The 13,178-nt window shown below is 32.7% G+C and carries 10 protein-coding genes; 4 read left to right on the plus strand and 6 right to left on the minus strand.

Features of this window, described 5'->3' with window-relative positions; all coding sequences use genetic code 11:
- Positions 1-36: 36 nt before the first annotated feature.
- Both RMO70_RS16155 and RMO70_RS16160 read right to left on the minus strand, forming a co-directional pair.
- Positions 37-558: a hypothetical protein gene (locus RMO70_RS16155; RefSeq protein ID WP_310557474.1), complete on the minus strand. Its 522-nt coding sequence runs from the start codon at positions 556-558 to the stop codon at positions 37-39.
- A gap of 61 nt (positions 559-619) precedes the next feature.
- Positions 620-2,011, minus strand: a complete 1,392-nt coding sequence (locus RMO70_RS16160; RefSeq protein WP_310557475.1) for an amino acid permease — start codon at positions 2,009-2,011, stop codon at positions 620-622.
- A 329-nt stretch (positions 2,012-2,340) separates the two neighbouring features.
- On the opposite strand from RMO70_RS16160, the gene RMO70_RS16165 reads away from it, so the two are divergent.
- Positions 2,341-4,671: a UvrD-helicase domain-containing protein gene (locus tag RMO70_RS16165; RefSeq protein ID WP_310557476.1), complete on the plus strand. Its 2,331-nt coding sequence runs from the start codon at positions 2,341-2,343 to the stop codon at positions 4,669-4,671.
- On the opposite strand, the gene RMO70_RS16170 is transcribed toward RMO70_RS16165, so the two are convergent.
- A complete protein-coding gene (locus RMO70_RS16170) occupies positions 4,668-5,516 on the minus strand; it encodes an alpha/beta hydrolase (protein WP_310557477.1) in 849 nt (282 codons plus the stop codon). The two genes, RMO70_RS16165 and RMO70_RS16170, sit on opposite strands and share 4 nt — an antisense overlap.
- A gap of 77 nt (positions 5,517-5,593) precedes the next feature.
- On the opposite strand from RMO70_RS16170, the gene RMO70_RS16175 reads away from it, so the two are divergent.
- Positions 5,594-6,214: an L-threonylcarbamoyladenylate synthase gene (locus tag RMO70_RS16175; RefSeq protein WP_310557478.1), complete on the plus strand. Its 621-nt coding sequence runs from the start codon at positions 5,594-5,596 to the stop codon at positions 6,212-6,214.
- A gap of 198 nt (positions 6,215-6,412) precedes the next feature.
- Here RMO70_RS16175 and RMO70_RS16180 read toward each other — a convergent pair whose 3' ends face one another.
- Both RMO70_RS16180 and RMO70_RS16185 read right to left on the minus strand, forming a co-directional pair.
- Positions 6,413-7,528, minus strand: coding sequence for an outer membrane beta-barrel protein (locus RMO70_RS16180; protein WP_310557479.1), 1,116 nt, complete (start codon positions 7,526-7,528; stop codon positions 6,413-6,415).
- 36 nt (positions 7,529-7,564) lie between these two features.
- The gene (locus RMO70_RS16185; protein ID WP_310557480.1) at positions 7,565-8,881 is read right to left on the minus strand and encodes an ammonium transporter; all 1,317 of its coding nucleotides are present in this window, start codon (positions 8,879-8,881) and stop codon (positions 7,565-7,567) included.
- A 486-nt stretch (positions 8,882-9,367) separates the two neighbouring features.
- On the opposite strand from RMO70_RS16185, the gene RMO70_RS16190 reads away from it, so the two are divergent.
- Together RMO70_RS16190 and RMO70_RS16195 are read left to right on the plus strand one after the other, a co-directional pair.
- Positions 9,368-10,084, plus strand: a complete 717-nt coding sequence (locus tag RMO70_RS16190; RefSeq protein ID WP_310557481.1) for a PAS domain-containing protein — start codon at positions 9,368-9,370, stop codon at positions 10,082-10,084.
- Positions 10,085-10,199: 115 nt separating this feature from the next.
- Complete coding sequence (locus RMO70_RS16195) at positions 10,200-11,618, plus strand: MBL fold metallo-hydrolase (RefSeq protein ID WP_310557482.1); 1,419 nt, start codon at positions 10,200-10,202, stop codon at positions 11,616-11,618.
- 61 nt (positions 11,619-11,679) lie between these two features.
- On the opposite strand, the gene guaB is transcribed toward RMO70_RS16195, so the two are convergent.
- A complete protein-coding gene (gene guaB / locus RMO70_RS16200; protein WP_310557483.1) occupies positions 11,680-13,152 on the minus strand; it encodes an IMP dehydrogenase in 1,473 nt (490 codons plus the stop codon).
- Between the last annotated feature and the right edge of the window lie 26 nt (positions 13,153-13,178).

Below are 13,178 nucleotides of genomic sequence, written 5' to 3' on the forward strand. Positions count from 1 at the left end.
GAACAATCAAACAATCGAATTCTCGAAAAATCGAAATTAAATAATTTGAGAAACTTCTTTCTTCAAATAATTCAAAGCCACATTACAAGGCGATTCACTATCTAATAAATCCCTTAAAATAGTTTCCCTAAGTTTGTCAGCAGAAACTACTTTTTCGCTCATATTGGTTTTGCGAATGTTTTGAATAATTGTGTTTTTGGCAGTAAGAATGATTGTCCAACATTCGTCTGTTACATAAATTTGTTGAGTCAAATTGTGCTCAAATTCTTGCTCGATAGAATAAATGATCAAATTTTCATAATCGTTTTTATCTTGAGAATTTGGTGTTACTCGAATCAATAGTTTTGACGGATTTATTCTTTCCAAAAACAACGCCATTCGCTCATAAGCTTGCAATCGCAAAGGCAACGAATCTTTCTGATTTTCCTTTTGCAACAACCATCTTCGCGTGTTTTGTTGGTCTTTAAAATAAGAATTAAACAAATAATAAGCCACGCCACCAGTAATTAAAGAAGGTAAAGTATAAGCCAGTATTTCGAAAAGTTTTGAATAATCCATTTTTATTGAATTTGTTTTTTGTTATTGACAAATAAACGAATAATCAAATAAACTTAAAAATTTAATTTCGATTCTTTTTGTTAAACCACCAATACATCGGTATTCCAGTAAGCATTAATATCATCCCAAAAATGGCTTCTCTTGGTCTGGTTAGTATCGTATTTCCAAAAAACACAATACAAAATAGAATAAAAATTACAGGCACAATTGGATATCCCCAAACTTTATAGGGTCTTTCGGCATCTGGAAGTTTTTTTCGTAAAATGAATACGCCAAAAGCAGTACTGCCATAGTAGATAAAAATGGCAAAAATCGTCATATCTGTTAGTTGATCAAACGATCCTGAAAGGACTAAAATACAAGCCCAAACGCACTGATATAGCAAAGAACTTCCTGGAGCTTGATTCTTATTCAACTTGGCGACACTTGGGAAAAATAAATTTTCTTTTGCCATAGCATAATACGTTCGAGAACTTGCTAAAATAGTAACATGTGTACATCCAAAAGTAGTTAGTAAAACTAATATAGATATAAAAACAACACCAAAATTACCCCAAATTTTTTCCATAACTGTTACAGCAGCAATTTGATTTCCACTGGCATTAATGCTATTTAATTCAGGAATAGATAAAATCGATAAATAAGTGATATTTACAACTACATATATTACAATAACTATTATCACACCAATCGTGATTCCTTTCGGAATATTTATTTTAGGATTTTTCACCTCACCACCAATATATCCTATCGATGCCCAACCTTGATACGCCCAAAAAGCAGCAAGCATTGCAGTAAAAAAAGAACTTATTGTAACACTGTTTTCTTTAGTATTTAATTCAAAAGACTGTTCCACTATAGATTGAGGACTTCCTAAACCAAAAATTATGATTAATCCAATTCCTAACACAATCAATCCAAGTAAGAAATTACTAAAATTTGCACTCGATTTTACACCTTTAGAATTTACCCACGATAAAAAAATAATTATTAGTATGGTGATAAACTTTACCGAAAAATTTTCAAAAGGAAAAAAAACACCAGCTATCGAAAACTTCTGTAATGTTGGAAAAAGCAACGGTAATGAAAGCAGGTTATTTAAGGATTGTCCAAAAACATATGCCACAGAAGCAATAGCTGCAGTTTGGATAACGGCAAACAACGACCAACCAAAAATAAAAGCAAAAAATTTATTGTATATTTTTTTATAATAATTGTATTCGCCACCAGTATCAGACAATAAACCCGCAATTTCTGCATTACACAAAGCTCCAAACAATGTGATAATACCACCCACAATCCAAGCAATTACTACCCAAGCCGAAGAATTTAGTTCGGATGCCATTGGAGCTACTTTTTTATACACTCCAGAACCAAGAACATTCGATACAACAATTACAATGACACTGGATAAACCAAGAGTTCGACTTAAATTTTGTGAGTTATTAGGCATATTTACTTTTTAAATCCCGAATTTACGCTATTTGATTTGATATATCCTAACAAAATTTCTACGAAATAGTAATTTTAAATTAGCAAAATTCTATAAACAGTAGCTTTTTCTTTTGGGCGTGTCCCTTCGTAAAAACTTCGGGCCGTGCTGTACGTTCCCGCTTTTTTTTGAGAGGCTGAAAAACGCCTCTCAAAAAAAGAGCTCCACTGCCATCACTCACGCAACACAACAACAGTGTAACATATAAATAACAAAAGCTATAAATTTTAGAATTCAGCCTTGTAATTCAACTTAAGTAGTCTTATTTTTGTAAAATCATAAAACTAAAAATGCAAAGATACATTTCCCAACTCAACGAAGCCCAACAAGCACCTGTTCTCCAAAAAGACGGCCCAATGATAGTCATTGCTGGTGCTGGCTCTGGAAAAACACGTGTCTTAACGGTTCGTATTGCCAATTTGATGAGTCAAGGTGTCGATGCTTTTAATATTTTAGCTTTGACTTTTACCAACAAAGCCGCTCGTGAAATGAAAAAACGAATCGCTGATATTGTAGGTAATAACGAAGCCAAAAACCTTTGGATGGGAACATTTCACTCCGTTTTTGCCAGAATTCTTCGTTCCGAAGCCGATAAATTGGGTTATCCTAGCAATTTTACCATTTATGATGCACAAGATTCGGTTCGACTTTTAGGTGCAATTATCAAAGAAATGCAACTCGACAAAGACATTTACAAACCCAAACAAGTTTTCAGCAAAATTTCTTCCTATAAAAATAGTTTAATTACCGTAAAAGCCTATTTCAACAATCCAGAATTACAAGAATCGGATGCAATGGCAAAAAAACCTCGTTTGGGTGAAATTTATCAAAACTATGTCGAACGTTGTTTTAAAGCTGGCGCAATGGATTTTGATGATTTGTTACTGAAAACTAACGAATTATTGACACGTTTTCCAGATGTTTTGATGAAATATCAAGACCGTTTTCGTTATATTTTGGTCGATGAGTACCAAGATACCAACCATTCTCAGTATTTAATTGTTCGTGCTTTGTCCGATCGTTTTCAGAATATTTGCGTTGTAGGAGATGATGCCCAAAGTATTTATGGTTTTCGTGGTGCAAACATCAATAATATTTTGAATTTTCAGAAAGATTACGAAAACGTGCAAACCTATCGATTGGAACAGAATTATCGTTCGTCGAAAAATATTGTAGAAGCAGCCAATTCTATCATCGAAAAAAACAAAACCAAACTCGACAAAGTGGTTTGGACAGCCAACGATTTTGGTAATAAAATTAAAGTAAACCGAAGTGTAACGGACAACGATGAAGGTCGTTTTGTGGCTGGCGAAATTTGGACACAAAAAATGACCAACCAAATGATGAACAATCAGTTTGCCATTTTGTATCGCACAAACGCACAATCTCGAGCAATGGAAGATGCGTTGCGAAAGCGAGATATTCCATATAGAATTTATGGTGGATTGTCATTTTATCAAAGAAAAGAGATTAAAGATGTGCTGTGTTATTTGCGATTGGTTATTAATCCAAAAGATGAAGAAGCATTAATTAGAGTGATTAATTATCCAGCCAGAGGAATAGGCGATACGACCGTCGAAAAACTAACCATTGCCGCCAATCATTACAAGCGTTCTATTTTTGAAGTGATGGAAGTGATTGACAAAATTGATTTAAAACTCAATTCAGGAACCAAATCAAAATTACAAGATTTTGTAACAATGATTAAGAGTTTTCAAGTGATTAATGAAACACAAGATGCGTTTTATCTTGCCGATCATATTGCTAAAAAAACCGGTTATATTCAAGAATTAAAAAAAGACGGAACACCAGAAGGTATTGCTCGTATTGAAAATATTGAAGAATTGCTTAATGGAATCAAAGACTTTACCGAAGGACAACGAGAAATCGATGGTGCTCGTGGCGCATTATCCGAATTTTTGGAAGATGTAGCGTTGGCAACCGATTTAGACAAAGACACTTCCGACGATGACAGAGTGGCTTTAATGACGATTCACTTGGCAAAAGGACTTGAATTCCCTACTGTTTTTGTAGTCGGAATGGAAGAAGATTTGTTTCCCAGTGCAATGTCTATGAGTACTCGAAGTGAACTCGAAGAAGAACGTCGTTTGTTTTATGTGGCGCTAACTCGTGCAGAACATCAAGCCTATTTAACCTATGCGCAATCGCGTTACCGATGGGGAAAATTGACTGATAGTGAACCTTCTCGGTTTATTGAAGAAATTGATGGTGAATATCTCGAATATCTCACGCCAGAAGAAACCAATTACCGTTACAAACCAATGATTGACCACGATATTTTTGGCGATGTGGATAAATCAAAATTAAGATTGGCAAAACCAATTACTGGAACACCTCCTAAGTATATTACTGATTCTGAACCAAAATCGAATATCAATATTCGAAAATTAAAGCCTGTTTCTAATGGTTCAGGTTCCAATTCCAATTTATTTGATAATAAGCTTACAGCGGGCAATATTGTGATGCATGAACGCTTCGGAAAAGGAGAAGTCTTAAATCTTGAAGGTGCTGGAGCCGACAAAAAAGCCGAAATAAAATTTGAAGTAGGCGGAATTAAAAAATTGTTGTTGCGATTTGCGAAGCTGGATATTATTAGTTAGAACTTATTTTTTATAAAATTTATCATTTTAGTATAAGCATTCAATTGATCTATCGGAGCCCAATCTCCGTGTCCACCATTATATAAATAGAACTCGTTATAAACACCAAGTTGATTTAATTTTGCATTTAAATCTACTCCTTGAGTTGTTGGGATTAACGGATCTGCATTGCCATATAGCATAATGGTTGGAGGTGAGGTAGAAGTAGCTTTGAATAAAGGACTTATATTTTCAAAATAATTAATGTTGTCAATATAATTTAATCCAGTTATCGAGAAATATAAATCTATCCATTCTTGGTTGTTAACATAATTTGCATCAGTTAGATTTGTTGGACCTACAATACTTGCGACCATTTTTACTTGGTTGTTTGTATCGTAATCATAACTGTATAATAAAGATAGATGTGCTCCAGCACTCAACCCAATAAATCCAAGATTATCTGAAATACTATAATTACTCGTCTTTAACTTATTTACAACAGATTTAATATCGTCTATTTGCATAGGAAAAGCAGGATTATCAATAGTTGCAAGTCTATAATTCATATTTACAATAGCATAGCCAGAAAGATTTCTTTTGATTATGTCAACTAGGTAATTTGTGTCTGATTTATCACCTTCAATCCAACCACCACCATGAACAACAATTAAAGTTTTTGTAGTTTCTTTAGTTCTACTAGCAGGGAGATAGACATCATAGGTTTGCAAGTCATTTGAGCCATAACTCACATTCAATACTGTTTCTTCTACCTTAGGAGGTACATTAATTATTGATGAATCATTTGAATTACAAGAAACTATTAATATTAAAAGTAAAAAATAAAAAAAATTATTTGTTTTCATAGGTTACATTATCTTTGTATTCAAACGTAAAAGCAGTACTTTTATTATTTTTAAATAAATTTTGATTAAATAATATTATGGCTCAATTCATAAAAATATACGAAGATAAACCTAACGAAGCCGCTATTGTAAAAGTAGTAAAAATTTTGAGAGAAGGTGGACTAATAATTTATCCAACGGATACCGTTTATGGATTAGGTTGCGATATTACCAACACAAAAGCATTGGAACGTATTGCGAAAATTAAAGGAATCAAGCTCGAGAAAGCGAATTTTTCTTTTATTTGTCACGATTTAAGTAATATTTCAGACTATGTAAAGCAAATAAACACAGCAACTTTCAAGATTTTAAAACGTGCTTTGCCAGGTCCATATACTTTTATTTTGCCAGGAAATAATAATCTTCCTAAAGAATTTAAAAAGAAAACCACAGTCGGTATTCGTGTTCCAGACAATAATATTGCTTTAGAAATTGTAAAAATGCTAGGAAATCCAATTGTTTCCACATCTATTCACGATGAAGATGAAGTGTTGGAATATTCTACGGATCCAGAGCTTATATTCGAGAAATGGCAAAACCTTGTCGATTTAGTTATCGATGGTGGTTATGGTGATAATATTGGTTCTACAATTATTGATTTATCAGGTTATGAACCAGAAGTTATTCGTGAAGGAAAGGGAAGTTTAGATATTTTGTAAATTTATTGTAGACAAATTATTTGCTAACTTTGTAATAAAGTTTATATTAGCAAAATGTAAATAATTATTTTAAAATATATAAAGCGTGCAATTCTTAATAAATATTTAATTGGTTATTAATAAAAAGTTAGGAATGCATAAAAGCAGGTCGAAAGACCTGCTTTTTACTTTTAAGATGTAGAATTTTTAACTCTTAAATTAGAAAGAATAGGTAGTTGCAAACAAGAATGAAGCTGCAGAACCTTTTGGTGTTCCATCTTCTTTTTGAAAGATATCTTCACTAGATGTATCAAATCTTAGTTCAGGAATAAATGTAAAATTACCTTCTTTGAAGTTTAAAGACAATGTATTAGCTATTATATTATTATCAACGCCAAAATTGTATCCGTCTTTATCGTCAAAATATTCACCTCTGTAGGCTAAGCTTAATTTATTACTGAAAGTATAATTTGCATACACTACACCTGAAAACCAATTTACCGTTTCAACACCAATACTATTAAAATCATTATCTATAATAGCATAAGTTCCATTAAAGCCCAAAGAAAATTTATCATTAATTTTTTTAGTTAAAACTAAATCAATTTGACTTGCATTTTCATCATTAATTGTTAAAACAGGTATTGGAGTAGGTATTGGAGTAGGGAAGTAATTCAAGTTTCGATTTTTACTACCTGTTGTAAAATTCAAATATGCGCTACCAGTTTCTGCTAAATACCCTATTTGACCTATGAAAGTCTTTTGATTTGAACCACCTTCTGAGGCTGTTTTAAAATCGGTAGGATTTGTAATACCTAACATAAAACTTAATTTACCACTAGTATATTGTGCTTTAACCCCAGTATTTAAGAATGGTCCTCTTGAAAAAGCATACGACATACTGTAGTTTTTGTTATCAACAGCATCAACTAATTCATACCCAATATGAGTTGCAAAACCTCCTAAAGTTACTTTGAATTTTGGAGAAAAATCATAAGTCATATTTAATTGTTTGATCATAAAAGAATTATCTCCTTTATCTGTATATGAGAATTCTGAAGCTCGACTACCAAATCCTAAATCTACAAATACTGAGGCTTTTCCCATTTTGTGACTTGCTTCTATAGATGCCATTCCTATTTCGAATGAATCGTGAGAATTAGTAAAGCTAGTTAGACTGTTTCCATCTGCGTTAGCAAAATCATACCGGTAATAAAAATCAGCAGAACCTCCAAATGTAGTGGCGGATTTAATTTCTTCTTCCTGAGCAAAAACACTTGTCATTGCTAATAAAAATAGACTTGAAATAAAAATTGTTTTTTTTATAGAATTCATTTTAATTTATTATAGGTTAATAATTTTAGTTTATGATTATATAACTCCACCAATTTGTTCACTGTCTAATCCAGATTGCTCTAATTCTTCACTTACCCTTAGTTTAGATACTAAATTTACTATAATGAATAATAAATAGGACCCTACAAAGGCAAAAACTGAGATACACCCAACAGCAATTAATTGATTTGTAAATAAAGTTGTTCCATTATACAGTAATCCTTCTTGGTCAATTAAAGATGGGTTTACCGCTTTAGTTGCAAACACACCTGTTAAAAGCATACCAGTTATTCCTGCAACACCATGACAAGCAAATACATCAAGAGCATCGTCAATAATACCTTTTGGAAACTCACTCACGACGATATAACTCACAATACTAGCAATACATCCTATTGACACTGCATGATAAATACTCACATATCCAGCAGCAGGAGTAGCCGCAATAAGTCCAACCAGAACTCCTAAACATGTTTCCACTGCTGTTATCTCATACCCTCTAATTTTGTCTAAGAACATCCAAGCCATTCCGCCAGCCGCTGCAGATGCAGCAGTAACACCTAGTGCTTGCGCTGCAATACCATTGGCTCCCATTGCAGATCCAGCATTAAAACCAAACCAACCAACCCATAATAGACCAGTTCCTAAAAGTACGTAAGGAACTTGTGCAGGGTTTACAGTTTGAATTTTTCTTCTTCCAAGAAATATTGCACCAGCTAATGCAGCCCAACCAGCACTCATATGCACTACTGTTCCTCCAGCAAAATCTAAAACACCCATTTTGTGAAAAAATCCATCAGGATGCCATACTGTATGTGCAATAGGAGCATAAATAAATAATATAAATAAAACAATAAATAAAATATAAGGCCAAAAACGAATTCTTTCAGCAAAAGACCCAGTAATAAGCGCAGGTGTAATAATAGCAAATTTTGCCTGATACATAGCAAATAAAACCAATGGAATAGAAGGAGCTAGGCTAATAGTAGTGTTTGAGTCAATCCCTTGAAAAAATAAATGGGATAGTGGATTGCCAATAAAACCTTGAATTGATGGACCATAGCATAAACCATATCCGACTACTATCCACAGGACAGTTACAATAACCATTGCTATGAAACTTTGAAACATAGTACTAATTACATTTTTTTTGCCAACTAGTCCTCCATAAAAAAAGGCCAATCCTGGTGTCATAAGAAGTACAAGAGCAGTTGCTACTAACATCCAAGCTATGTCTCCAGTATCAAAATTAGTTACGCCAATAGGTAATGGGCTTTCTGTAAATACTAAATTTGAAAAAATAGGCAACAACATAATTGTGAGTAAAATCACACTTAATAGAATTTTTTTCATTTTGTTTAGGGCTTTAAATTTTAACAAAAATATAAATTTAATTAACAAATATCAAATTTTAAGTTTTTTTTTGTAAGTATTAATATTTTACACTCAAATTAATCAAAAAATGAGGAAACTATTTTAGATTATATTCATTTTTTTTAAATTATAAAAATCTTAATTTACAATAATTTAGATATTTAAACGTATTATTAATTAGACGAATTGTAACCATAATTAGTGATTTTAATACTAATCAAAATTAGTTAAAATTAATGAAGTTTAAATTTAAAAATGCTTTTTATCGGATTTATTAAGCACTTTATCGATAGTTTATTGTAAGTATTTTATATTAGATTTATTATTTGTAAGTTTGCTGTATAGTTCATTAACAAGTATTCTGTAATAAATTATTTTTTAATTAATTTATATCATTCTTAAAGTAATTATAATCAAATATTATGTTAATTTAATACATATAAACTATTTTAAATAGAAGAAGTTATGCAAAATCAGCAAGACAATTACAATATCACACCAATGGATAATGAACAAAAACTTTTTGGATTATCTTATCGTCCAACACCTTCAGATAGAGAGTTAGAATGGGATCGATCTAAGGTGTTATTAAGTAAAACCGATTCTAAAGGAAATATATTATATGCTAATGAAGCATTTATTGATGTTTGCGGTTATGATGACTTTGAGTTGATGGATAAATCGCATAATATTGTTAGACATCCAGACATGCCTAAGGTAGTTTTTAAATTGTTATGGGAAAGCTTAAATAAAGGAAATGGATTTCATTCAATACTAAAAAATATGTCTAAAACTGGTCGTTATTATTGGGTTTTTAATGACCTTAAAGTAATCATTGACGATAAGGGTGATACCTTCTATACAGGAACTCAGAAATCAATTGGAAGTGAAATAATCTCAAATAGCATTGAACCACTATACAAAAAATTACTTCAAATTGAGAAAGCTAGCGGAGTCCAGTCCAGTGAAAATTATTTATTAGGTTTTCTAGAAGAAAGAAATACAAACTATGTTGGTTATATTGACAACCTACACAAAGTTGGGTATGATAATATGGTAACTTATAATGCTTCAACTCCAGAATCTACTTCTGAGGGTAAAGAAGTAAATATTCCTAAGAAAAAAGGATTCTTTTCAGGCTTCTTTGCTGATAACGGCAAATCTACACCAAAGAAAAAGTAATATATATATTTTATTTTAATAAAAGGATATACTTTGAGTGTATCCTTTTTTTATTATAATTACTTGAATTCAGTAATTATTAACCCTACTTTTGTTGTCCTAAAACTAGGTTAAAATGAAAATAGAACAAATATATACAGGATGTTTAGCTCAAGGAGCATATTATATTACTTCAAAAGATGAAGCTATAATTATTGATCCTTTGCGTGAAATAATGCCATATCGTGATCGTTTAAAACGCGACAATGTAAAATTAAAATATATTTTTGAAACACATTTCCATGCTGATTTTGTTTCAGGTCACTTAGATTTAAGCATTCAAACGGGAGCAAAAATTGTTTATGGGCCTAATGCTGCGACCGATTTTGATTTCATATCCGCATCAGATGGACAACTATTTGATGTAGGAAATATAAAAGTCAAAGCAATACACACTCCTGGACATACTATGGAAAGTACTACTTTTTTACTTATTGACGAGAACGGTAAAGATCATGCAATATTTTCTGGTGACACCTTATTTGTTGGTGATGTTGGAAGACCAGATTTAGCTCAAAAATCAGCATCAATGTCCCAAGATGAACTAGCAGGAATTTTATTTGATTCCTTACGAACAAAAATTATGACATTAAATGATGATGTAATTGTTTATCCAGCACACGGAGCGGGGAGTGCCTGTGGAAAAAATATGAGTAAAGAAACGGTATCCACAATAGGAGAACAAAAATTAAAAAACTATGCCTTAAGACACAATATGTCAAAGGAAGAATTTGTAGTAGAAGTTACAGACGGATTATTGCCACCACCAGCTTATTTTGGAATGAACGTCGCAATGAATAAGAAAGGATTGCAAAGTTTTGAAACAGTCCTTAGTAAAGGTATGAATCCTATTAATGTTTTAGATTTTGAGAATACAATCAACGAAACAGAAGCTTTAATTCTTGACACTCGAAATAATGGAGAATTTTCAAAAGGACATATACCAAACTCAATAAGCATAGGAATTAGTGGTGATTTTGCTCCTTGGGTTGGGGCACTTATTGCAAATGTGGAACAACAAATCGTTATAGTTACTGAAATTGGAAAAGAAGAAGAAACGATTACACGATTATCCCGTGTAGGATTTGATAATGTTAATGGATATTTAGATGGTGGATTCGAAGCTTGGCAAAAAGCTGGATTTGAAATAGATACTATCCACAGAATTACTTCTGAACAATTTGCCAAAGAAACCAATACTAAAAAAGATAAAATAATTGATTTAAGAAGAGATGGGGAATATGAAGCGGAACATGTTGATGAAGCTTATAGCAAACCATTAGCCAACATAAATGAATGGATAAATCAAGTAAACCCTGATGAACATTTTTATATATATTGTGCAGGGGGATATCGTAGTATGATTGCAGCTTCAATACTGCAAACTCGTGGTTACAGAAATTTCACAGAAATTGAAGGTGGATTTAATGCCATTTCTAAAACCGATGTTCCAAAAACAAATTTTATCTGTCAAAGTAAATTACTAAACCTTTAATTTTAAATATAGTATCAGTAATGAAATTTTAGTAATTTCATTACTGATACTATATTTAAAATTACCTTGAATAATTAGGAGCTTCTTTTGTAATTGTTACATTATGCGGATGACTTTCTCCGATTCCGCTAGTAGTTATACGAACAAAACGACCAGTTTCTTGCAATGTCTCAATGTCTTTGGCACCACAATATCCCATTCCAGCTCGAAGTCCTCCAACAAATTGTTGCATACTTTCGTTTAATTCCCCTTTATACGGAACACGACCTACAATGCCCTCAGGTACTAATTTTTTAATATCGTCTTCTACATCTTGAAAGTAACGGTCTTTAGAACCTTCCTGCATAGCTTCAACAGAACCCATTCCACGATAAGATTTGAATTTTCGTCCTTCAAAAATAATGGTTTCTCCAGGAGATTCTTTGGTTCCTGCTAAGAGTGAACCTAGCATAACACAGTCTGCACCAGCGGCAATAGCTTTTGGAATATCCCCTGTATATCGTATTCCACCATCAGCAATAACAGGAACTCCAGTACCTTTTAGAGCAGCTGCTACTTCCAATACTGCTGAAAATTGAGGAAATCCTACACCCGCTACAACTCTTGTTGTACATATTGAACCTGGACCAATACCCACTTTGACAGCATCAGCACCATTTTGGGCTAGATATAAAGCTGCCTCAGGTGTTGCAATATTCCCAACAACCACATCAAGATTTGGGAATTTTGCTTTAACTAGTTTTAAAACATCGACAACACCTTTGGTATGTCCGTGTGCGGTATCAATAATTACTGCATCAACACCAGCATTTACTAACGCTGTAGCTCTTTCAACAGCATCAGCAGTTACTCCTAAAGCTGCTGCGACACGCAAACGACCAAACTTGTCTTTGTTCGCATTTGGTTTTTGGGTAAGCTTGGTTATGTCTCGAAAAGTGATTAACCCAACGAGCTTGTTTGCAGCATCTACAACCAATAATTTTTCAATTTTATGACCTTGCAAAATCACTTCAGCTTCTTGTAATGAGGTTCCTACTGGAGCAGTAACAAGGTTTTGTGATGTCATTACTTCGGTTATGAGTCTTGGATTGTTTTTTTCGAAACGTAAATCTCGATTTGTGACTATCCCTTTTAGTGTACCATTATCATCAACAATAGGAATTCCTCCAATACCAAATTCTCGCATTGCATTTTTGGCGTCTGCTACAGTAGCTGTGAGTGGTAAAGTAACTGGATCTATAATCATTCCAGACTCAGCACGTTTTACTTTACGAACTTTAGCTGCTTGTTGCTCGATTGTCATATTTTTATGTAAAACACCTATACCGCCTTCTTGTGCCATTGCAATAGCCATTGAACTTTCGGTAACGGTATCCATAGCAGCCGAAACTATTGGAACGTTTAAAGTGATATTTCTAGAAAATTTAGATTGGATACTTACTTCACGTGGTAAAACTTCGGAGTAATTTGGGATAAGCAATACATCATCATAGGTTAAGCCTTCTCCAATAATCTTTGTGTTATGTGCTTTCATTGCAATTTGTAGTTGTAGTTAAATTG

The sequence above is a fragment of the Flavobacterium sp. genome (assembly GCF_031422135.1).
In the GTDB taxonomy this organism is placed as follows: domain Bacteria; phylum Bacteroidota; class Bacteroidia; order Flavobacteriales; family Flavobacteriaceae; genus Flavobacterium.

What these genes read in the sequence shown, in the direction of transcription:
- RMO70_RS16170 (WP_310557477.1), bottom strand. Translation starts at nt 5,516, where the DNA reads ATGAAAACAAATAATTTTTTTTATTTTTTACTTTTAATATTAATAGTT.
- RMO70_RS16190 (WP_310557481.1), top strand. Translation starts at nt 9,368, where the DNA reads ATGCAAAATCAGCAAGACAATTACAATATCACACCAATGGATAATGAA.
- guaB (WP_310557483.1), bottom strand. Translation starts at nt 13,152, where the DNA reads ATGAAAGCACATAACACAAAGATTATTGGAGAAGGCTTAACCTATGAT.
- RMO70_RS16195 (WP_310557482.1), top strand. Translation starts at nt 10,200, where the DNA reads ATGAAAATAGAACAAATATATACAGGATGTTTAGCTCAAGGAGCATAT.
- RMO70_RS16185 (WP_310557480.1), bottom strand. Translation starts at nt 8,881, where the DNA reads ATGAAAAAAATTCTATTAAGTGTGATTTTACTCACAATTATGTTGTTG.
- RMO70_RS16165 (WP_310557476.1), top strand. Translation starts at nt 2,341, where the DNA reads ATGCAAAGATACATTTCCCAACTCAACGAAGCCCAACAAGCACCTGTT.
- RMO70_RS16180 (WP_310557479.1), bottom strand. Translation starts at nt 7,528, where the DNA reads ATGAATTCTATAAAAAAAACAATTTTTATTTCAAGTCTATTTTTATTA.
- RMO70_RS16175 (WP_310557478.1), top strand. Translation starts at nt 5,594, where the DNA reads ATGGCTCAATTCATAAAAATATACGAAGATAAACCTAACGAAGCCGCT.
- RMO70_RS16155 (WP_310557474.1), bottom strand. Translation starts at nt 558, where the DNA reads ATGGATTATTCAAAACTTTTCGAAATACTGGCTTATACTTTACCTTCT.
- RMO70_RS16160 (WP_310557475.1), bottom strand. Translation starts at nt 2,011, where the DNA reads ATGCCTAATAACTCACAAAATTTAAGTCGAACTCTTGGTTTATCCAGT.